We start from the raw sequence: 19,708 nt of genomic DNA, 5'->3' as shown, positions 1-19,708 counted from the left end.
AGTGAAAATATGGCGCTTATGAGAACAAAATTTTAACATATTACATAGAATACATTAGATTACATGTTTCAATAAATATTTTTTATTACATTCATTTCGCTAGAATTCACTTGCTCTCAGGTGATGAATATTGAAGTGATAATGAGCGGTGGCTGTATCTTTTCGCTTTCATATAACAACGTTTCGCCTCCTATCTACTTAGAAAAAATAGTATTGAAACATATATTTGACTTTCTTCTTTTCGCTTTGTATGATTATCAAGTTGTTTTAAGCCCTTCTCACTCTGTTGAAAATATTGTAAAATGAATGTGATATGAAAAGAGTGGTTGAGGGGATTAATAGTTTGTAACTTTTGTAAGAAGGGATAAGGGTTATGTTAATTCGTTTTAAAAAAAGTTATGAAAAGATTGCAATGGGGCTTCTTTCATTTATGCCAACGGAAAAAGATGTGAAAACATTACAATTGACTATGAAAGATTATGAAGCAAAAGATGATTGGCAATTGTATTTGTGGAAACAAAACGAAGATTTTGTTGGGATAATGGGGATTGTAAAAAAAGAGAATCAAGTTTTGGAAATTCAGCATTTGAGTGTGAACCCATCTCATCGTCATATGGGTATTGGGACGAAGATGGTACAAGAGTTAAAGAGCAAATTTCTTGAGTTTACAATTTGCGGAAATGAGCAAACAGCAAGTTTTTGCAAAAAGTGTAAAGAGCTTGAACAAAATATACATTCGTGAAAGCAGAGATAAGTAGTTTATTATCTCTGCTTTCTTTTTTGTAATTGCTCGTTTCGTTCAGTGATGACTTCTGTTCGATCACGTAATGTGTGCTTATGTACTATATATTCATTAGAAGAAGCATTCACGTCTTTCCAAGAGAGGCTTTGTTTCTGACATAATTCCATGCAATGCTTTTCTAATGCTGTATCTGATAATGGTAAAAATAACGGGATGAAATTTTCTTCTTTCTGTATAGATTGCAATCTATCCTTGAGTAAAAATAGAAGTTGTGTGGCATTTATTCCTAAACGTAGTAAAGGTGCACTATTTTTTTCTAAAATCGTTATAGCGCTTTTCATCATCTTTTCTGCGCCATTCCAGTTAGAGCGTCTTTGATGATATAAAGAAACTGCAATTTGAATGAGACCAACTAAATAATGATCACGATCTCCTCTTGGCTTTTCTTTCCAATATTCCTCCAGTATTTCATGGCATTCAAAATAATCATAATCTCCGTGAAAATGAATTAAAAATTGTATGTATTCGGTAGGATACATGTTCTTCACCCCTGTTTAACGGTTATAAATACAAGTGTATCATAGAAATATGAACAATAAACGACTAGGGAAATGTCCCTAGCCGTTATTGTTCATATTAGCAGAAGCAAGCTGCCCCTACAATAATTAGTAAAATAAACAATACAACAAGTAATGCGAACCCACCGCTAAAACCGCAATCAACGTGACCCATAGTTTTTTGACCTCCTACATTGTTCTTACTACACTGTTATCATATGAAGCGATGGGCATGATGACATAGGCATCGGTCTATTTTTAATTAAATTTCTTAAAAAGGTTGGATAGAACATGAGTATGCTCTATACTTATGATGTTATAGAAAAAATGTGGTGGGATGCTTTGTGCAGTATAATTTTAAAGTAGAGGCTTTTGAAGGGCCTTTAGATTTATTGTTACATTTAATACATCGTTATGAAATTGACATATATAATATTCCTGTAGCGGAAATTACAGAGCAATATTTATCTTATGTACATACGATGAAAGAACTACAATTAGATGTTGCAAGTGAGTATTTAGTAATGGCTGCGACTTTATTACAAATTAAAAGTAAAATGTTGTTGCCGAAACATGAAGAAGATGTACTTGATAACGGTGATGACTTTATAGATGATCCTCGTCAAGAATTGATGGAGAGGCTAATTGAATATAAGAAATATAAGCAAGTTGCTACTGAACTAAAAGAAAGAGAACTAGAAAGAGCACAGCTATATACACGTCCGCCAATTGATTTTACATCATTGCAACAAGAAGAGGAGACAAACTTGCCTCTTGATGTTACGTTATATGATATGCTAGCGGCATTTCAAAAATTAATGCGCCGTAAAAAAGCAAAGAAACCTGTAACAACACGTATTACTCGTCAAGAAATACCAATTTCACAGCGCATGACTGATATTTTAAAGCAGTTAGAAATACAAGGTGGTCGTCAAAGTTTTTATGATTTGTTTGTTGATGATGAACGGGAAATAATGGTTGTAACATTTTTAGCGGTTCTTGAGCTTATGAAAAATCAACAAATTATAATTGAACAAGAACATAATTTTGATGAAATTTTCGTATCAAGCTCTACTAAATTTGCATAGAGTTAGTATGGTAAATGAGATAGAAATAGTTATATCTCATGCTAGGTTTGAATGTATCGTTTGGAACAAGAGAAAAAATATTGAACCGAACGCATGAATTGTGATTCGGTTTTTTGATGTGTATTTTTATGGGAAAAATAGGAGGAAGGAGCTCGTAAAATGGATAGAGCAGAACAGAAATCAATCATTGAAGGGCTTTTATTTGTGTCTGGTGATGAAGGGATTTATCCAGAACAAATAGCGAAAGTCCTTGAAATTGAAGGAAATGAAGTAATCGATATTTTAGAAGAAATGCAACAAGAATGTGAAGGTACACACCGAGGCTTGCAAATTGTACAGTATGCAAAAGTATATCGTTTTGCTACAAAGAAAGAACATGCTTCGTACTATCAAAAATTAATAGATACCCCAACAGCTGCTTCACTCTCTCAGGCTGCTCTAGAAACGTTAGCGATTGTGGCATATCGTCAACCCATTACAAGGACTGAAATGGAAGAGATTAGAGGTGTAAAAACCGATAAGGCGTTACAAACGTTAGTTTCACACTTACTTATAAAAGAAATGGGAAGAGCAGAAGGGCCCGGGCGTCCTATTTTATATGGAACAACGAAAGAGTTTTTAGATACATTTGGACTGAAAACCTTAGATGATTTACCAGCACTTTCTGAAGAGAATGAACAAATGAATGAAGCAGATTTATTCTTTGGTTCTTTACAGGAGATATCGAAATAAAAGCTTAGCATTTTGCTAAGCTTTTTTTGTATATCAATTTTATACCGTGCCATACTAAATGAAAAAAGGAGACGAGTTATGAGAAGTATGCGAAGTATCTTATTGTTAGTTTCTGTTTTGTTATGCTTTTCTTTAAATAGTACATCGGCCAAAAGATATATGATGTCTATTCATACCACGTCTCCTTTACATACGCAGCGGCAACATTTTGGTAAAATGAAAGTGAGCTTTTTAAAAGTTGGCCAAGGTGATGCAACACTTATTACATTGCCAAATGGACAAACGATGTTAATTGACGGGGGACCTTATGAAGCCGGTGAGGTTATCATTCAAAAACTAATCGAAAAAGGGATTAATCATTTAGATGTTATCGTCAGTACGCATCCTGATATGGATCACATTGGAGGATTGATTCCGATTGTAGAGCAAATGCCGGTATCACTTATATTAGATAGTGGAAAAACGTATAGTTCTTTTACGTATCACACATACCGGAATCATATTAAAAAAAGAGGAATTCCTTTCGTTTCAGTAAAAGAGGGACAATACATACCACTAGATCCGCATATTTCCATACAAGTATTAAACAATGGGAAATCAAAAGATGAAAATAATGAATCTTCAATTGTGTTAAAGGTACGATACGGAAAAGCGGATTTTTTACTAATGGGTGACGCTGATGTGCGGACGGAAACGGAAATATTAAAGCAATTTGATGTACATGCAGATGTGTTAAAGGTGGGGCATCATGGCTCATATACTTCAACAAGTGAAATGTTTCTTAAGAAAGTAGAGCCACAGTTTGCAATTCTTTCATATGGAAGCAGAAATCCGTATGGGCATCCGCACCAAAGTGTAGTGAGACGCTTAAACAGACATGGTATAATGATATATGGAACAAATAAACGTACAGTAGAAATGGAAACAGACGGCGAGCATATTACAATAGGCACTAGTGGATTAATGCCATTACTTAAATGAGTAATAGGATACGAGGATATTCTCCCTTTTTGGAAAACTGAATAACATATATTATAATTGAGAGAGACGCAGCAAGTGTCCTTTTTGTTAAACAAAAAGGAAATTTCATTCGAATGTCTAGACAACTACTCGTGCATATATTAAGATGGAATTAGGCGAATAAGGTAATAATAACAAGTAGGTATTTCATGGGAAAGGATCGATGAAAATGAAAACGCAAGTTGTCATCAATGCCAAAATTTATACAGGTCAAGAAGTAGTGGAAAACGGATTTATTCGTTACGCAGAAACAATTAAAGAAATTGGTTTGATGGCTCAATATGTATCACAAGAAAATGAAGCGGTTTTAGATGCGGCAGGTAAAATTGTGATTCCAGGTATGATCGATGTTCATATTCATGGTGGATACGATATTGATGCGATGGATGCAAATAGCGATGGATTAGTAACTCTAGGTAAAGAAATGTTAAAAGAAGGAGTTACAACTTACTTCCCAACAACAATGACACAAGCTCCAGAAGCAATCGAAGCAGCACTACATGCTGCGAAGGAAGCGAAAGAAAAAGGAGCACATTTCGAATATATTCACTTAGAAGGACCGTATGTTTCAAAAAAACGTGCAGGTGCACAACCACTTGAACATATTGTTCCTGCGAATATTGAGCAATTTAAACAATGGCAGGAAGCAAGCGGGAATCTCATTAAATTAGTAACATATGCACCTGAAGAAGAAGGTGCGTTAGAGTTTGAGCAGTATCTTGCTGAAACTGGTGTTGTGGGCACAATGGGGCATACAGATGCAATTGATGCGCAACTAAAAAATAGAAACATTACACATGCAACGCATTTATACAATCAAATGCGTGGATTACATCACCGTGAACCAGGGGTTGTTGGTCATGTGTTATTAAATCCAGATGTAATGGTTGAAGTAATTACAGATGGTATTCACATTCACCCTGATATGGTGAAATTAGCATATAAATTAAAAGGACCGAAAAAAGTAAGTGTTATTACTGACGCAATGCGTGCAAAAGGTCTTGAAGATGGATTATATGAGCTTGGCGGACAGCCAGTACATGTAAAAGATGGTAGTGCTCGATTAGAAGATGGAACGTTAGCTGGTAGTATTCTAAAAATGGATCAAGCTTTCCGAAATGTAATTGAATTTACAGGTTGTTCAATCGAAGATGCAGTACTAATGACATCAGTTAACCAAGCAGAAGAGTTTGGATTAAATCATAAAGGTGCATTAGCGGTAGGAAAAGATGCAGACTTTGTTGTGATGAATGAAGATTTACATGTATATGATACGGTTCGTTTAGGAATTCATATGAAGGAAGGGAAGTAATTAAATGAATATTCTTGTTGTAAAAACTCCAGAAGAACTAGCAGAAGCAGGTTATAAATTAATTGAAGAAGTTGTAAAAACAAAAGAAAATCCAACATTAGGAATGGCTACAGGAAGCTCTCCATTAGGTATTTATGCAGAAATGCGAAAAAATAAACTTGATACAAGCCGTGTAACCACTGTAAACTTAGATGAGTACGTAAATTTACCACATGAAGATAAAAACAGCTATCACTATTTTATGCAAGAACAGTTGTTTGATCATCTTCCATTTAAACAAACTTATGTACCAAACGGGATGGCAAGTGATTTAGAGGAAGAGTGCAAGCGTTATGAGGGCATTCTAGCTGCTAACCCAGTTGACCTACAGATTCTTGGAATCGGTGAAAACGGTCACATCGGATTTAACGAACCAGGAACACTGTTTAATTCTCCAACAAACATTGTTGAATTAACAGAATCTACACGCCAAGCAAACCTTCGCTTCTTCGAAAAAGAAGAAGATGTGCCAACTCATGCGATTACAATGGGAATTGGAAGCATTATGAAAGCGAAACAAATTCTACTTGTTGCTATGGGTTCTAAAAAGGCAGAAGCTGTTAAAGAATTATTGCAAGGTGAATATAGTGAAGCGTGTCCTGCTACAGTTTTACAACGTCATCCGAATGTAACCGTAATCGCTGATCAAGAAGCTCTATCTTTATGCAGTGAGGCGATTGCTGATGAACATCGACAAGTATTCACCATTTCCGATCTATTATCAGATTCAAGAGTGGGTGAAACAGCTAATTGAGGACGGCGAATGGAAGCCGGGAGATAAAATCCCATCTGAGAATGAACTTTGCGATAAGTTCGAAGTGAGTCGTATGACAATCAGACAGGCGATTAATAATTTAGTGGAACAAGGTTATTTATATCGGAAACGTGGAATCGGTACGTTTGTCCAACTTCCGAAAGTGGAACAAAAATTGCAAGGAATGACGGGATTCACAGAAGATATGATTTCTCGTGGGATGAACCCAAGTAGTCAATTACTTAGTTTCCGCCTAGTTCCAGCTACTGCGAAAATTGCAGACCGGTTGAGAATACAGGAGGGAGAGTCGGTTTATGAAGTGAGGCGTATTCGCTTAGCTGATGATGAACCGATTGCTTTTGAGACGACATATTTGTCGCCAGCTCTTGTAAAAGATATTAACGAAGAAATATTGCAACAATCTTTATATGAACATTTAGAGAAAAAACTGGGCTTTAAACTTGTTAGCGCTACTCAATCAATTGAAGCTTCAATTGCAACGGATAATGAAGCGGAACATCTGCATATTCCTAAAAAGGCGCCAGTGCTTGTAATGCGTCAATGGTCATATTCAGAAGGTGAAGTACCGTTAGAGTATGTGAAATGTATTTATCGTGGGGATCGTTATAAGTTTATTACAAACATCGCACGTAACAAATAATATATTTCAGTTCGTGAAGTACAGTTAATGTCAAATTGTTTAACATGTAAAGAAAAAATACGACTCATCCTTACAAGGAGTGAGTCGTATTTTTATTATGAGCAATTACGTGGTTAACAGCATCTTTAACTGTATTTACTACATAGTGAGCGTGTTCTTTTACTGCGTCATCTGCTTGAGACATAGCAAAACTGTGAGGAGTTAAAGAAAACATTGGGATATCATTATAAGAATCCCCTATGCAAGCAACTTCATCTGGCTGTATTTGAAACTCTTTTAATAAAACAGAAATAGCAGCCCCTTTACTAATATTAGGTGGCATTACATCTAAACATTGTTCTGCTGAAATGAATGTACTAACTTTTCCGTGGAATTTTTCATCAATTTTTTTCTGAAGGATTTGTAAGCTTTCCTTTGTTCCACCGACAGAGATTTTATTTGGAAAAATTGTATCATCAATTTTCTGTAATAGATGCGGTTCTTCAACAGAAGTCATCGTGACTTGTTGTTCGAGCTCATGAATAAACGGTGTTTTTTCTTCAATGTAATAATTATGCTCATCACTTACATAACGAAAATAAGGATCTTCATTTGTCATTGCTAACAGATCAGGTAGAATACTCGAATCGAATGTTGCGGATAATAGTTGCTCGTTTTCATGTGTGTACACGAAAACACCATTTACACTAATGCGATGGAAATTTGAATTTACAGCTTTCATTAATTCTGCAATCTCATTATCAAGTCGGCCAGAAGCGAAACAAAGAATAACATTTTGCTCAGCAAGACTACGAAGTGCTACAAAATCCTGTTCGTCAATTAATCCTCCGTGTTGCATCATTGTACCATCGATATCACTTACAAACATTTTAATCATGTTGTTATCCCCTTTCTATGTACAGTTGCTCTTACATTATACGCATCATATATAAACATGTCTAAAAAATGAATTTTTATGAAATGGTAGATGTTTTACATTGACGACAAAGAAGAATGTTCTGTAACATAAAAGCAGGCTATTTAAGTACGAGGGTGGTGTTATATGAATAATTATCTAGAAATTAAAAAAGTTTTAAATAATAATGTCATCATTGCTAGCCATCCTGAACACGAGGAAGTAGTAGTGATTGGTAAAGGAATTGGATTTGGGAAAAAAGCGAAAGACGTATTGGAGCAAGAACAAATTGAGAAAATGTTTGTTTTAAAAAATGAACGTGATCGTGAACAATACAAACTGTTAGTGCCACATGTGAGTGAAAAATTAATTGAATTAATGAATGATATTATGTTCTACATTCAAGAAAAAGCAAAATCACCATTGAATGAACATATTCATATCGCTTTAACAGATCATATTTCTTTTGCAATTAAGAGATTAAAACAAGGACTTACAATTGATAATCCTTTTTTAGTTGAAACGAAAATGCTCTATCCAGAGGAATATGAAATTGCTGAAGGTGTTGTAGATCTTTTAAATTCTCGTTTGCAAATTATATTGCCAGAAGGAGAAATTGGTTTTATTGCACTCCATATATACAGTTCACTTACAAATTCAGATTTATCTTCAGTTAATCAAAACTCCCGTCTTATTGCACAGCTTGTATCTTTAATTGAGACAAACTTACAAATTACATTAGACCAAGAAAGTATCCACTACTTACGCCTTATCCGTCATTTGCAATATGCTATTGAACGGGTGAAAAAAGGGGAGAAAGTAGAGGAATCACAAAGCTTTGCTGATTTATTAAAGGCGGAATATCCCGTCTGTTATAATTTAGCTTGGAAGCTCGTTAAGGTCATGCAAAAAGAATTGCAACTTCCTGTGTATGAAGCAGAGAGCATATATTTAACGATGCACCTGCAGCGCTTAGTGAAAGCAGAGCATGTGTAAAAAGACATATATTTTTGTCTAAAATGAAAACGTTAAAAAAAATCATTGAATCGCTTACAATAGTTATGTATAATAACTATTGCAAAGTTATACAAATTTCGACAAACACATTAAGGTAAGTAACGAAAACGTTTGCCTTAATTATAGTGAACTTATACGTAAACCTATTTTTGACACGTGTTACTGATTCGATCAGGCATGAGTGGAGAAAAGTAAGGAATGTAAGCTTGAGAAAGGGATATACTACCCTTTGTATAGCTATCGTTCTATCTTTTTTTCCTCATGTCTTTTTGGCGTTTGTCGGAAGGTATCAATATAGATAAGAGAGGAAGGGTTTCCATGTTTAAGAAGATCTTTGGTGTTCTTCAAAAAGTCGGAAAAGCGTTAATGCTTCCAGTAGCGATTTTACCGGCAGCAGGTATTTTACTTGGATTTGGTAATGCATTTCAAAATCCACAGTTAACAAATGTTATTCCTGCTTTAAAAGCAGATTGGTTCGTAATGGTAGCAAAAATTATGGAACAATCTGGTGATATTATTTTCGCTAACCTTGCATTATTATTCGCAGTTGGGGTAGCAATTGGTTTAGCTGGTGGAGACGGAGTAGCTGGATTAGCAGCATTCGTTGGCTACTTAATTATGAACAAAACGATGAGTGTGTTCTTAGAAGTAGATAAGCTAGTGAAAGTAACAAGTTCTGGAGCAGATCCAGTAAAAATTGGATTTGCTGATCCAGCATATGCAAACGTATTAGGAATTCCAACGCTACAAACGGGAGTGTTTGGTGGTATTATCGTCGGTATAGTAGCGGCATATTGCTACAATAAATACTTCAACATTGAATTACCGTCATACTTAGGTTTCTTCGCAGGTAAGCGTTTCGTACCGATCGCAACTGCAACATTCTCTTTAGTAGTAGGTATTATCATGTGTTTCATTTGGCCATACATTCAAGGTGGCTTAAATACGTTCTCACATCAAATGATTGATGCAAATAGAACATTAGCAGCATTCATATTCGGTTTAATTGAACGTTCATTAATTCCATTTGGATTACATCACATTTTCTATTCACCGTTCTGGTTCGAATTCGGTCAGTATACAAATGCAGCTGGCGAATTAATCCGTGGTGATCAAAAAATCTTTATGGCACAGTTAAAAGACGGTGTAGAATTAACAGCAGGTACATTTACAACTGGTAAGTATCCGTTCATGATGTTCGGTCTTCCAGCAGCAGCATTAGCAATGTACCATGAAGCACGTCCAGAAAATAAAAAATTAGCAGCTGGTATTTTAGGCTCTGCTGCATTAACATCTTTCTTAACAGGTATTACAGAACCACTTGAATTTTCATTCTTATTCGTAGCACCAGTACTATTCGGAATTCATGCCGTATTCGCTGGTCTATCATTTATGACAATGCAAATTTTAGGTGTTAAAATTGGTATGACATTCTCTGGTGGTTTAATCGACTTTATGTTATTCGGAGTACTACCAGGCCGTACAGCATGGTGGTGGGTAATTATTGTTGGTCTTGTGCTAGCAGTTATTTACTACTTCGGATTCCGCTTTGCAATCCGTAAATGGGATTTAAAAACACCTGGTCGTGAAGTAGCAAATGCGAATGACGGTGCAGGAAAAACTGAAGCGGGTGAACTTCCTCGTGAAGTATTAGTAGCACTTGGTGGTCAAGAAAACATTGCTTCTTTAGACGCTTGTATTACTCGTTTACGTGTTCAAGTTAACGAACAAAAGAACGTAAACAAAGATCGCTTAAAAGAGCTTGGAGCAGCTGGTGTACTTGAAGTAGGAAATAACATTCAAGCTATTTTCGGACCGAAATCTGACACATTAAAATCACAAATTCATGATATTATGTCAGGTCGTACACCTCATGTTGAAAAAGAAGAGCCTGTAAAAGTAGAAGAAGCTCCTCAGCAAGTTGATGAAAACGAAACAATCGTTTCACCAATTGAAGGGAAAATCTTACCGATTACAGAAGTACCTGATCAAGTATTCTCAGGAAAAATGATGGGAGACGGATTTGCAATCGAGCCAACAGAAGGAACAGTAGTTTCTCCAGTTAATGGTGAGATTGTCAACGTATTCCCTACAAAGCATGCGATTGGCATTCAATCTGAAGGCGGAAAAGAAATTTTAATCCATTTCGGTATTGATACTGTAAAATTAAATGGTGAAGGTTTTGAAGCACTTGTAGCACAAGGCGACAAAGTGAAACAAGGACAACCATTATTAAAAGTAGATCTTGCATTTGTAAAAGAAAATGCACCATCTATCATTACACCAATTGTCTTTACGAATTTACAACAAGGACAACAAGTCGAATTGAAAAAAGATGGAAATGTTAAGAAGGGCGAAAACGCTATTATTGACATTCAGTAGGAATTTGACGCAAAATGTTTATAATTATAATAGGCGATGTGGTTGACCGAACATCGCCTATTATATACAATAGATGATGTAGTACTCACGTCTATACAACTAAAAAAATACTGTAATTTAAAGGAGATAAATTATCATGGAAAAAATCTTTAAAGTAACTAGCGACTCAGGAATTCATGCTCGTCCAGCAACTCTACTTGTAAACACTGCAAGCAAATTTGGTTCTGACATTAACTTAGAGTATAACGGAAAAAACGTTAACTTAAAATCAATCATGGGCGTTATGTCTTTAGGTATTCAACAAAACGCAGAAATTAAAATCACTGCAAATGGTGATGATGCAGCTCAAGCACTAGCAGCTATCGAAGAAACTATGAAAAACGAAGGATTAGGAGAATAATGACTCTTAACATTCAAGGGATCGCTGCATCAAGTGGGATTGCTATTGCAAAGGCTTTCAGACTTGAGAATCCTGAATTTAACATTGAAAAGAAATCAATTACAAACGAAGCTGCTGAAATTGCACGCTTAGACGCTGCGCTTGAGAAAGCAAAAACTGAATTAGAAGCTATTAAGGACCACGCTTTTGCTGAGCTAGGTGCTGATAAAGCTGCGATCTTTGAAGCACATTTATTAGTGTTAAATGATCCAGAACTAGTAAACCCAGTAAAAGATAAAGTAAATAGCGAAAAAGTAAATGCTGAATTTGCAATGGATGAAGTTGCATCAATGTTTATTTCTATGTTTGAAAACATGGATAACGAATATATGAAAGAACGTGCTGCGGACATTCGTGACGTAACAAAACGCGTTCTTGCACATTTACTAGGAATTAACTTCTCAAACCCTGGTACAATTTCTGAAGAAGTAATCATCATTGCTGAAGATTTAACACCATCTGATACAGCTCAGTTAAACCGTAAGTATGCAAAAGGTTTTACAACTGATATCGGTGGACGTACATCTCACTCTGCAATTATGGCTCGTTCTATGGAAATTCCAGCTGTTGTTGGTACGAAAGTTGTTATGGAGAAAATCCAAAACGGCGACATCGTAATCATCGACGGTTTAGATGGAGAAGTAATTGTAAATCCATCAGAAGAAACTCTTCGTTCTTTTGAAGAAAAGAAAGCGAAATTTGAAGAGCAAAAAACTGAATGGGCAAAATTAAAAGACCAAGCTACTGTAACAAGTGATGGACATCACGTTGAGCTTGTTGCAAATATCGGAACACCAAATGATGTACAAGGTATTATCGATAATGGCGGAGAAGGCGTTGGTTTATACCGTACAGAATTCTTATACATGGGCCGTGACAATCTTCCAACAGAAGAAGAGCAGTTCGAAGCGTATAAAGCAGTTCTTGAAGGTGTAAAAGAAGGTCAACCTGTTGTTGTTCGTACACTTGATATCGGTGGAGATAAAGAGCTTCCATACTTACATTTACCAAAAGAAATGAACCCATTCTTAGGATACCGTGCAATTCGCTTATGTCTTGATGAGCAAGATGTGTTCCGTACACAACTTCGTGCATTACTTCGTGCTAGCGTATACGGTAACTTAAAAATTATGTTCCCAATGATTGCAACTCTTGATGAGTTCCGTCAAGCGAAAGCAATCTTATTAGAAGAGAAAGCGAAACTTGTAGAAGCGGGTACAACTGTTTCTGATTCTATTGAAGTGGGTATGATGGTTGAAATCCCAGCTTCAGCAGTATTAGCAGATCAATTCGCAAAAGAAGTTGATTTCTTCTCTATCGGAACAAATGATTTAATCCAATACACAATGGCTGCAGACCGTATGAACGAACAAGTAGCTTACTTATACCAACCGTATAACCCATCTATTTTACGTCTTGTAAAAATGGTTATCGAAGCGGCTCATAAAGAAGGAAAATGGGCTGGTATGTGTGGTGAGATGGCGGGAGATTCACTTGCTATCCCATTATTATTAGGATTAGGTTTAGATGAGTTCAGTATGAGTGCAACATCTATTCTTCCTGCAAGAACACAACTAAGCAAGTTGTCAAAAGCAGAAATGGAAACATTAGCAGAAAAAGCATTAATGATGTCAACTGCTGAAGAAGTTGTTGAACTAGTTAAAAGCATATAATCAATAAAAAAACCTGAGTCGATTTGAAATCGGTCTCAGGTTTTTTCTATGAGAAAAGTAAATCTTATTTTCTTACTATAGAGGATAAGGAACAGAATTAGATAGCGATAGCAACGATATCAGTTGGGCATACACGTAAAATACCAGTAAAAGTATTTCGGTTTTGATTGTTCTTATCGTCTTTATTATTGTTATCTTTGTTATCGTTATTACGAGCTAAAGCAGAGAAAAGAGCAACACCATTAGCGAAACCTTCAAAAATTACATTGTTGAATGTGCCGTTACCTCTAATGCTTAAAAGAGAAAGCTCTGTTCCAACTGAAATGCTAGCAAGCACGTTACATACAGCTGGTTGTTGTGGTCTAACTACCTCTCTCTCTTTCTCACGATGGTCACACTCTCTTTCACGATGATGACAGTCTCTAAAGTTATCACAGCATCCAAATGATCCAAACATAATCCTCATCACCCCCTTCACACTTATAATCTATGTAAGTTCGGTAGTGAGTGACTGGACAGAGAGTGGAATTTTTTCTAGGGGATTTTCTCATTTTAAAAGACTAGCTGGGTGTTTATTACGGGATGATGTTTAAAATAGGATAGATATCACAAAAAAATGTAAAGACCACCGAAATGAATGAAATAGGTAGCCTTTACACTTTTTTGCTTTTATATAAAACGATGATATATACAGGAAGAGCTAAGAGTAGTGGTGCAATGGATCTTGCCGTATGTTTTTCTGCTTCTAATTGAAACGCTTCTTCTTTTGGGAATTGTAACACTGATATGTTTGCAGCATCGCCAATAAAATATAACAGCAGTACAGTTACTATGTAACTTAAAAGTGCGATAAAGCTTCCGTATGAACTCAATGAAAATCCCTCTCTTGTTATCTATTTGTTATCATTGTATCATAATTGTAACAAAAACACACGGTTATATTCCGGCGTTTTAACAAATTTCGACACGAAACGCCATTTGTATTTATGGGAATAGCATAAAATTTACTGTTTTTTTTATGTGTAGATGTCGAATTATACATTGTAATATTACGGATGTGTGACAAAAAAGAAACGAAGGTAATGAAATTACCTTCGTTTCTTTTTTATCCCGTATTAACAGGCAGTAAGACCCTCGTATTGATTAAAGGTTCACTTTCTTATTTTGCCCATTCACTCACTTGTTCTACGCTCATTCGTGGTGCAGGGTGGCCTTTTAAAGTTGATTCACCAATTGTAATAAGCATAATTGGTACGTAACGAGATGAAACATTGAATTCTTCTATAAGTGCTTGTGGGTTGAAACCACCAATAGCACAAGTATCCCAGCCAGTTGCTTTAGCCGCAAGCATAAGTTGCATTGCTGCTAAAGATGCATTTGAAAAGGCTGCATCTCTTGGGAATTGCTCACGAGCATATGCAGACTCAATATTTTTAGCTAAGCGCTCTTTAGCTTCTTCTTTCATAAATCCTTGTTCTACAATTGGACCATAAACTGGTTCAACGTTTTTATAAGCTTCTAAATCACCTAAAATAGCGACTACAGCAGAAGCATCAAGTATTTGTTGCTGGTTATAAGCAATTGGATGTAATCGTTTCTGTACATCTTCACCTTGGAATACGAGGAATTTCCAGTGCTGCAAGTTCCAAGCAGAAGGTGCTTGAGCAGCTCCTTTTAAAATCTCGTGTAACTCTGTAGATGAAATTTCTTTCTCAGGGTTGAATGCACGTGTAGATGTGCGTTCATATAGAACATTAAAAAAATTATCGTTTGTCATTATATATCCTCCAAATTACATATCAAATTATGAAAAAATACATGTAATATATTCTACTTACATTTTGTAAGTTATCGAATTTAAGAATATAATATCTTTATTTTAATTGTCAAGTTTTAAAGCGGAAGCTAGGGCATTCATACAAACGATACAATTCCGATAATCATACACTAAAAAAGGAATTTATAGAGTGAAAAAGAAAAGAGAACATTCTCAATTAGCTTGTTAATATGTATCCCTCACTCATTAAAATTTTTTGAGAGCAGCCTTTTATAAAATGTTTGTGAGGAATTCAGTAGAACAAGATATATGAAGTGAGTGAAGACTAGTGATGAACATACTACATTTTTTATTAGAGAATACGGTTTTCCAAAATGTATTACAAGATCTTCAGTTAAATGTCCTTTATATAGAAAATGGATGTACACATCAACAAACGATAGAAAATATTCATCCAAAATGTATGTTTATAGCAAATAGTTTTGAAGAAGGAGAATTATTGTTTCAGAGGACTAAACCACATATTGTAATTATGTATGTAACAGATTTTCCTCAAATAAAATATATAAAGAATATGTATAATCCACAGAGTACATTTATTGTCATTTGGGATCAACAGATAACAAGTGAGTTTGCAGAGGTGCTTACGTTAGGAATACGTAATATTGTGATAGCCCCTGTGACTCCACAAATGGTGTTAGAGGAAGTGAATAAGAGTTTGTATCAGTTGTCTTTAGTACGGCAAGTAAGTTTGCAACAAGAACTACTTCAAATGATGTTTGATTTTCAAAACGATCTATTATTTATAGTAGAAGACGATGAGATTGTTGATTGTAATACAAACTTTTTAGAGTTTTTCGGATATGAAAATTTGTTTGCCTATCGTGAGCAACATTTAGTGTTTGCTGAACATTTTATTAGAGAAAATGGATACTATTCAACAACCCATGATATAACATGGTTAGATGATACATTATCATATGATAGAAGAATTAAGATGTCCAATTATGAAGGAGAAGTGTCAACTTTTTTATTGCGTGCGACACCACTGCCAGAAGATTTATCAAGATTTATTGTGAAGTGCACAGAGATTACAGAATTAGATGAAATCTATCAAGAACAAGAAAGGCTTGCGATGATAGATTCGTTAACAGAGATTTATAATCGTTTGAAGTTCCAACAAATACTAGAGGCAGAATGGGATAATGCAATGCGTAACGATGAAAAAATAGCGCTCATTTTATTTGATATAGATAATTTTAAAACAGTAAATGACACGTATGGTCATGATTTTGGTGATTTAGCGTTAATTCAGCTTGCAGAGCTTATGAAATCTAAAGTGGAGCAGCAACATGTATTTGCAAGGTGGGGAGGAGAAGAATTTATTATATTAGTAACGAATACAGTAGAAAAAGAGGCATTTCAGGTTGCGGAATCATTACGATTTTTCATCGAAACAAAGCAATTCTCAGGAATCTCGAAGTTAACAGCCAGTTTTGGAGTTGCATTATATGAACAAGGGATAACAAGAGAAGAATTAATGCAACGAGCAGATATTGCATTATATGAAGCGAAAAAAAATGGAAAAAATCAAGTATGTGTATATAGAAAAGAAAAAAAATAATTTTTCGCAACAAATTGTTGCGATTTTTTTTTATTGTTCGATAATAGAATGTGAGGGGGATTTTGAACGAAGGAATTATGGAGGAACAATATGATAAAAAAAATAATGACGATGGCTTTGCTGTCTGCTGTAGTTGGTGGTGGAGTATACTATTTTCTCTATAATCCCAATATAAAGGAAAGTACTGTATTAACAACTAAGGTGAATCCTACTATTGAATCAGAAGTACAAGAGAATATAGGAGAAAAAGAAGAACAACAAATTGATTATGCTAGTATATCTCAAAAGTTAGATCAATATTTAATAGGAAAGCAATTTAATGGAACAGTTTTAGTGACAGATAAAGAGCATGTTATATTGAATAAAGGATATGGGTATGCTGATGTTCAATATAAGATAGAAAATACGCCTCAAACCAAATATCGTATCGGTTCTATTACGAAAACAGTCGTGGCCACATCTATTTTACAGCTGCAGGAACAAGGGAAGTTAAATATTCAAGACAATGTAAATAAATATATTCCCTCTTTTCCGGTAGATAAAAATATCACCTTATATCATTTGTTAACACACACATCAGGTTTACCAGAAAGCGGAAAAGGGAAAGTGAATGCCGCTTCTCGTATAAACTTAGTAAATTGGATTGGAAGTCAAAAATTAGAATTTCCACCAGGCGCAGGTTGGAGATATACAGATTATAATTATATGGTGCTTGCCTATATTATAGAAAGCATATCAAAAAAACCTTTAGGAGATTACATAAAAGAAAATATATTTACTAAAGCAGAAATGCATGAATCTGGTATGGGAAATATGGCTCAGGGAGATCAGCATTTTACTAAAGGATATGTAAAGAAAGAGAATGTCCTTGAACCTGCACAAAAATTGTTAATGGAGTGGTTATACGGATGCGGTGAGATGTATACGACAGTTGGCGATATGAAGAAATTAGACGAAGCGATTATAAATGGGAAACTTCTTTCTGAACAAAGTATACAAGCGATGTTTTCACCTTCAACAGAACGAAAATATGCATTTAGTTTTTACATATATCCGGATTATTTTTATAATCATGGTGTACTATCTGGTTGGAATACTTTCAATAATTTTAATAAAGAAAAAGGCACTTTTGTTATTTTATTTTCAAATGTGAAAAATAGTATAGATGATGATTTTAATAATGAGTTTCGAAAGATGGTAAGTGATTTATTAGAACAAAGGGGATGAGAAAATGGAACGTAAAAATGTATCAATAGGTTTTATCGGTATTGGTGTAATGGGAAAAAGTATGGTGCGTCATTTAATGCAAGACGGTTATAAAGTATATGTATATAATAGAACAAAAGCGAAGACAGACTCTTTAGTGCAAGATGGTGCAAATTGGTGTGATACACCGAAAGAGTTAGTAAAACAAGTTGATGTTGTAATGACTATGGTTGGATATCCACATGATGTAGAAGAAGTATACTTTGGGATAGATGGAATTTTGGAGAATGCAAATGAAGGTACGATAGCAATTGATTTCACGACATCTACACCAACATTGGCAAAACGTATTAATGAAATTGGTAAAAGTAAGAATGTATATACGTTAGATGCACCTGTATCAGGAGGAGACGTTGGTGCGAAAGAAGCAAGACTTGCAATTATGGTCGGTGGCGAGAAAGAAATATATGAAAAATGTTTACCTTTATTTGAAAAGTTAGGAACAAATATTCAGTTGCAAGGGCCAGCTGGAAGTGGACAACATACAAAAATGTGCAATCAAATAGCGATTGCTTCAAATATGATTGGAGTATGTGAAGCTGTTGCTTATGCGAAAAAAGCTGGACTAGATCCAGATAAAGTATTAGAAAGTATTTCAACGGGAGCAGCAGGTAGCTGGTCATTGAGTAATTTAGCTCCTCGAATGTTAAAGGGAGATTTTGAACCAGGGTTTTATGTAAAGCATTTTATGAAAGATATGAAGATTGCTTTAGATGAGGCGGAAAAATTGCAATTACCAGTACCAGGTTTAAGTTTGGCGAAGGAATTGTATGAAGAGTTAATGAAAGATGGGGAAGAGAATAGCGGAACACAAGTGTTATACAAAAAGTACATAAGGGGGTAAATGAGATGGATCTTCAAAAATTTGATGAGATGATTGATACTGTACAACGAGCAACTTGTATAAAAATTAATGAAAAACAAAAAGAAGCTTTTAAACAAAAATATGATTTTGAGCCGAAATTCGAATATGGAAGAGATGAAAAGGGGCATTATGTTATTCGATCTTCAAAAAAGATGTTAGAAGAAATGGAATTTTATTTGGCATTGAAATATGATCGAGATGGAGTTGATCTATATATGCAAGCTGAGATTGAGGGCATATGTCACGTATCTGTTAGCTATAGTGAAGACGTCTTGCACCTACAAGAATTGTTTCAATTTCTAGAAGAAAATAAATAAAAGTCCTCATTTGAGGACTTTTATTTATTTTTAATTTTATAATTATAAGCTAGAAGCTCGGCGGCATCGTTCGATTGGGAATGGAATAACTTGTGCGATATGATTAGGACCGAATTGTTTTGCACGAGCATGGCGTACTATATAAAATGCACACAGAATTGAAACAGGAATAGCACCGAATAAGCCAAAAAATAAAGCGCTTACACAAGATGCGACAAAACCTAAAACACCAACTTCCAACTCTTCCATAATAGCTCCTAGAATAACAGGAAGTGCTCCACACGTAACCCCTAGTATAAGTGCGATAAGTAAACTCATGATTATCCCCCTCTGTTTGCGATATTCTTTTCCTTATTAGTTAATTGTAGTATATCATATACAAAACAGAATTTTCAGAAAAAATTCAAAAAAAGTTCAATAAATGTTCAAAAAGTGTTAAAAAAATCACTTAAAAAATAGAAGGAGAGATTGTTTTTGAATAGAAGGACTCATATGTTTGAGAAAATAAAAAATCAGGCTTATTTCATTTTTTGAAATAAGCCTGTTCT

General features: G+C 35.0%; 23 protein-coding genes. 16 read left to right on the top strand and 7 right to left on the bottom strand.

The features are described 5' to 3' along the window. Positions 1 to 123 precede the first annotated feature (123 nt). Both MR115_RS04860 and ribT read left to right on the top strand, forming a co-directional pair. Positions 124 to 306, top strand: a complete 183-nt coding sequence (locus MR115_RS04860; protein WP_097816951.1) for a hypothetical protein — start codon at positions 124 to 126, stop codon at positions 304 to 306. A 67-nt stretch (positions 307 to 373) separates the two neighbouring features. Continuing rightward, on the top strand, positions 374 to 742 hold the full coding sequence (gene ribT / locus MR115_RS04855; protein ID WP_000908396.1) for a GNAT family N-acetyltransferase RibT: 369 nt from the start codon (positions 374 to 376) through the stop codon (positions 740 to 742). A 20-nt stretch (positions 743 to 762) separates the two neighbouring features. Here ribT and MR115_RS04850 read toward each other — a convergent pair whose 3' ends face one another. Beyond that, on the bottom strand, positions 763 to 1,281 hold the full coding sequence (locus tag MR115_RS04850) for a DUF309 domain-containing protein (RefSeq protein WP_242240230.1): 519 nt from the start codon (positions 1,279 to 1,281) through the stop codon (positions 763 to 765). Positions 1,282 to 1,378: 97 nt separating this feature from the next. Next, the gene (locus MR115_RS04845) at positions 1,379 to 1,474 is read right to left on the bottom strand and encodes a YjcZ family sporulation protein (RefSeq protein ID WP_000510194.1); all 96 of its coding nucleotides are present in this window, start codon (positions 1,472 to 1,474) and stop codon (positions 1,379 to 1,381) included. Between the two features lie 169 nt (positions 1,475 to 1,643). Between MR115_RS04845 and scpA the strand changes: the two genes are divergently transcribed. The 6 genes from scpA to phnF all read left to right on the top strand — a co-directional run bounded on the left by scpA (position 1,644) and on the right by phnF (position 6,905). Continuing rightward, positions 1,644 to 2,387 (top strand): segregation/condensation protein A, encoded by a 744-nt coding sequence (scpA, locus tag MR115_RS04840; protein ID WP_242240225.1) that lies wholly within the window; start codon positions 1,644 to 1,646, stop codon positions 2,385 to 2,387. 159 nt (positions 2,388 to 2,546) lie between these two features. Further along, the gene (gene scpB / locus MR115_RS04835; protein ID WP_242240222.1) at positions 2,547 to 3,119 is read left to right on the top strand and encodes a segregation/condensation protein ScpB; all 573 of its coding nucleotides are present in this window, start codon (positions 2,547 to 2,549) and stop codon (positions 3,117 to 3,119) included. A gap of 78 nt (positions 3,120 to 3,197) precedes the next feature. Then, on the top strand, positions 3,198 to 4,100 hold the full coding sequence (locus tag MR115_RS04830; RefSeq protein ID WP_242240219.1) for a ComEC/Rec2 family competence protein: 903 nt from the start codon (positions 3,198 to 3,200) through the stop codon (positions 4,098 to 4,100). Between the two features lie 208 nt (positions 4,101 to 4,308). Further along, entirely contained in the window at positions 4,309 to 5,451 is a 1,143-nt protein-coding gene (gene nagA, locus MR115_RS04825) for an N-acetylglucosamine-6-phosphate deacetylase (RefSeq protein ID WP_002107769.1), read from the top strand. 4 nt (positions 5,452 to 5,455) lie between these two features. Continuing rightward, the gene (gene nagB / locus MR115_RS04820; RefSeq protein ID WP_001024205.1) at positions 5,456 to 6,244 is read left to right on the top strand and encodes a glucosamine-6-phosphate deaminase; all 789 of its coding nucleotides are present in this window, start codon (positions 5,456 to 5,458) and stop codon (positions 6,242 to 6,244) included. Then, a complete protein-coding gene (gene phnF, locus MR115_RS04815) occupies positions 6,174 to 6,905 on the top strand; it encodes a phosphonate metabolism transcriptional regulator PhnF (protein WP_002194085.1) in 732 nt (243 codons plus the stop codon). Before nagB ends, phnF begins: the two co-directional genes overlap by 71 nt. 70 nt (positions 6,906 to 6,975) lie before the next feature. On the opposite strand, the gene MR115_RS04810 is transcribed toward phnF, so the two are convergent. Further along, a complete protein-coding gene (locus MR115_RS04810) occupies positions 6,976 to 7,782 on the bottom strand; it encodes an HAD family hydrolase (protein WP_242240217.1) in 807 nt (268 codons plus the stop codon). Positions 7,783 to 7,947: 165 nt separating this feature from the next. On the opposite strand from MR115_RS04810, the gene glcT reads away from it, so the two are divergent. The 4 genes from glcT to ptsP all read left to right on the top strand — a co-directional run bounded on the left by glcT (position 7,948) and on the right by ptsP (position 13,311). After that, positions 7,948 to 8,796 carry a glucose PTS transporter transcription antiterminator GlcT gene (gene glcT / locus MR115_RS04805; RefSeq protein WP_001067319.1) on the top strand — a complete coding sequence of 283 codons (849 nt, stop codon included), beginning with the start codon at positions 7,948 to 7,950 and terminating at the stop codon, positions 8,794 to 8,796. Between the two features lie 339 nt (positions 8,797 to 9,135). Then, the gene (gene ptsG, locus MR115_RS04800) at positions 9,136 to 11,199 is read left to right on the top strand and encodes a PTS glucose transporter subunit IIABC (RefSeq protein WP_098585014.1); all 2,064 of its coding nucleotides are present in this window, start codon (positions 9,136 to 9,138) and stop codon (positions 11,197 to 11,199) included. A gap of 136 nt (positions 11,200 to 11,335) precedes the next feature. Continuing rightward, a complete protein-coding gene (gene ptsH / locus MR115_RS04795; RefSeq protein WP_000411080.1) occupies positions 11,336 to 11,599 on the top strand; it encodes a phosphocarrier protein HPr in 264 nt (87 codons plus the stop codon). Then, a complete protein-coding gene (ptsP, locus tag MR115_RS04790; protein ID WP_061679119.1) occupies positions 11,599 to 13,311 on the top strand; it encodes a phosphoenolpyruvate--protein phosphotransferase in 1,713 nt (570 codons plus the stop codon). Before ptsH ends, ptsP begins: the two co-directional genes overlap by 1 nt. Before the next feature lie 97 nt (positions 13,312 to 13,408). Here ptsP and MR115_RS04785 read toward each other — a convergent pair whose 3' ends face one another. From MR115_RS04785 to MR115_RS04775, 3 genes are all read right to left on the bottom strand, one after another. Further along, entirely contained in the window at positions 13,409 to 13,768 is a 360-nt protein-coding gene (locus MR115_RS04785; protein WP_242240214.1) for a DUF3915 domain-containing protein, read from the bottom strand. Positions 13,769 to 13,964: 196 nt separating this feature from the next. Beyond that, on the bottom strand, positions 13,965 to 14,183 hold the full coding sequence (locus MR115_RS04780) for a hypothetical protein (RefSeq protein ID WP_000100490.1): 219 nt from the start codon (positions 14,181 to 14,183) through the stop codon (positions 13,965 to 13,967). 287 nt (positions 14,184 to 14,470) lie between these two features. Next, entirely contained in the window at positions 14,471 to 15,088 is a 618-nt protein-coding gene (locus MR115_RS04775; protein ID WP_061679120.1) for a nitroreductase family protein, read from the bottom strand. Positions 15,089 to 15,419: 331 nt separating this feature from the next. Between MR115_RS04775 and MR115_RS04770 the strand changes: the two genes are divergently transcribed. From MR115_RS04770 to MR115_RS04755, 4 genes are all read left to right on the top strand, one after another. Further along, on the top strand, positions 15,420 to 16,712 hold the full coding sequence (locus MR115_RS04770; RefSeq protein WP_242240212.1) for a GGDEF domain-containing protein: 1,293 nt from the start codon (positions 15,420 to 15,422) through the stop codon (positions 16,710 to 16,712). A 90-nt stretch (positions 16,713 to 16,802) separates the two neighbouring features. Next, the gene (locus MR115_RS04765) at positions 16,803 to 17,939 is read left to right on the top strand and encodes a serine hydrolase (protein ID WP_242240210.1); all 1,137 of its coding nucleotides are present in this window, start codon (positions 16,803 to 16,805) and stop codon (positions 17,937 to 17,939) included. A gap of 4 nt (positions 17,940 to 17,943) precedes the next feature. Beyond that, positions 17,944 to 18,822, top strand: a complete 879-nt coding sequence (locus MR115_RS04760; protein WP_242240207.1) for an NAD(P)-dependent oxidoreductase — start codon at positions 17,944 to 17,946, stop codon at positions 18,820 to 18,822. A gap of 5 nt (positions 18,823 to 18,827) precedes the next feature. After that, entirely contained in the window at positions 18,828 to 19,160 is a 333-nt protein-coding gene (locus MR115_RS04755; RefSeq protein WP_242240203.1) for a DUF3909 family protein, read from the top strand. A 42-nt stretch (positions 19,161 to 19,202) separates the two neighbouring features. Here the strand turns inward: MR115_RS04755 and MR115_RS04750 are convergent, their stop codons facing one another. Further along, positions 19,203 to 19,478 carry a hypothetical protein gene (locus MR115_RS04750; RefSeq protein WP_000054671.1) on the bottom strand — a complete coding sequence of 92 codons (276 nt, stop codon included), beginning with the start codon at positions 19,476 to 19,478 and terminating at the stop codon, positions 19,203 to 19,205. Positions 19,479 to 19,708: the final 230 nt, after the last annotated feature.

Origin of the sequence: Bacillus cereus group sp. BfR-BA-01309 (genome assembly GCF_022664315.1) — a bacterium.
Taxonomy (GTDB): Bacteria; Bacillota; Bacilli; order Bacillales; family Bacillaceae_G; genus Bacillus_A; species Bacillus_A mobilis.
The sequence above is the reverse complement of the archived record's forward strand: the minus strand, read 5'-3'. Positions and strand labels throughout refer to the sequence as shown.

Excerpts from the sequence above, each read along its gene's own strand:
- MR115_RS04860 (WP_097816951.1), top strand. The coding sequence starts at position 124 with ATGAATATTGAAGTGATAATGAGCGGTGGCTGTATCTTTTCGCTTTCA.
- ribT (WP_000908396.1), top strand. The coding sequence starts at position 374 with ATGTTAATTCGTTTTAAAAAAAGTTATGAAAAGATTGCAATGGGGCTT.
- MR115_RS04850 (WP_242240230.1), bottom strand. The coding sequence starts at position 1,281 with ATGTATCCTACCGAATACATACAATTTTTAATTCATTTTCACGGAGAT.
- MR115_RS04845 (WP_000510194.1), bottom strand. The coding sequence starts at position 1,474 with ATGGGTCACGTTGATTGCGGTTTTAGCGGTGGGTTCGCATTACTTGTT.
- scpB (WP_242240222.1), top strand. The coding sequence starts at position 2,547 with ATGGATAGAGCAGAACAGAAATCAATCATTGAAGGGCTTTTATTTGTG.
- MR115_RS04830 (WP_242240219.1), top strand. The coding sequence starts at position 3,198 with ATGAGAAGTATGCGAAGTATCTTATTGTTAGTTTCTGTTTTGTTATGC.
- nagA (WP_002107769.1), top strand. The coding sequence starts at position 4,309 with ATGAAAACGCAAGTTGTCATCAATGCCAAAATTTATACAGGTCAAGAA.
- nagB (WP_001024205.1), top strand. The coding sequence starts at position 5,456 with ATGAATATTCTTGTTGTAAAAACTCCAGAAGAACTAGCAGAAGCAGGT.
- phnF (WP_002194085.1), top strand. The coding sequence starts at position 6,174 with ATGAACATCGACAAGTATTCACCATTTCCGATCTATTATCAGATTCAA.
- MR115_RS04810 (WP_242240217.1), bottom strand. The coding sequence starts at position 7,782 with ATGATTAAAATGTTTGTAAGTGATATCGATGGTACAATGATGCAACAC.
- glcT (WP_001067319.1), top strand. The coding sequence starts at position 7,948 with ATGAATAATTATCTAGAAATTAAAAAAGTTTTAAATAATAATGTCATC.
- ptsG (WP_098585014.1), top strand. The coding sequence starts at position 9,136 with ATGTTTAAGAAGATCTTTGGTGTTCTTCAAAAAGTCGGAAAAGCGTTA.
- ptsH (WP_000411080.1), top strand. The coding sequence starts at position 11,336 with ATGGAAAAAATCTTTAAAGTAACTAGCGACTCAGGAATTCATGCTCGT.
- ptsP (WP_061679119.1), top strand. The coding sequence starts at position 11,599 with ATGACTCTTAACATTCAAGGGATCGCTGCATCAAGTGGGATTGCTATT.
- MR115_RS04785 (WP_242240214.1), bottom strand. The coding sequence starts at position 13,768 with ATGTTTGGATCATTTGGATGCTGTGATAACTTTAGAGACTGTCATCAT.
- MR115_RS04775 (WP_061679120.1), bottom strand. The coding sequence starts at position 15,088 with ATGACAAACGATAATTTTTTTAATGTTCTATATGAACGCACATCTACA.
- MR115_RS04770 (WP_242240212.1), top strand. The coding sequence starts at position 15,420 with ATGAACATACTACATTTTTTATTAGAGAATACGGTTTTCCAAAATGTA.
- MR115_RS04765 (WP_242240210.1), top strand. The coding sequence starts at position 16,803 with ATGATAAAAAAAATAATGACGATGGCTTTGCTGTCTGCTGTAGTTGGT.
- MR115_RS04760 (WP_242240207.1), top strand. The coding sequence starts at position 17,944 with ATGGAACGTAAAAATGTATCAATAGGTTTTATCGGTATTGGTGTAATG.
- MR115_RS04755 (WP_242240203.1), top strand. The coding sequence starts at position 18,828 with ATGGATCTTCAAAAATTTGATGAGATGATTGATACTGTACAACGAGCA.
- MR115_RS04750 (WP_000054671.1), bottom strand. The coding sequence starts at position 19,478 with ATGAGTTTACTTATCGCACTTATACTAGGGGTTACGTGTGGAGCACTT.